This is a genomic window from Ferrovum myxofaciens (assembly GCF_000735045.1).
Lineage (GTDB): Bacteria > Pseudomonadota > Gammaproteobacteria > Burkholderiales > Ferrovaceae > Ferrovum > Ferrovum myxofaciens.
The window spans coordinates 1-269 of the sequence record NZ_JPOQ01000564.1; the positions used below are offsets into that span (position 1 = coordinate 1).

At 50.6% G+C, this 269-nt stretch carries 1 protein-coding gene; it reads left to right on the forward strand.

Annotated features, from left to right (window positions below):
• Positions 1-70: 70 nt before the first annotated feature.
• On the forward strand, positions 71-269 hold a 199-nt coding region (locus IV91_RS18795; protein ID WP_160171603.1), incomplete at its 3' end, for a hypothetical protein.

Here is a 269-nt window from a genome sequence, read left to right on the forward strand (position 1 = left end):
CCAGAGAAACATCTGTACTCAAGCGGAAGGTCATCGAAGTGAACCCGGCTTTACTTGGTGGGGAGGTGGCATGAGGCTTGACGACATTATCAAGGGTGTTGGTTTTGGTGGGAACGCTAGCGCTACACCTGCTACTTTTGCTACGCTTCAGGGTGGAAAAGGGGTAAATGTAGCAAAAGTAGCAGGTGTAGCAGTAGCAAACCTTCAGAAACAAGCGCGCTGCTGGTTTGTGACCGAACCCGGCCGGAAATCATTCGAGGTTTACTGTT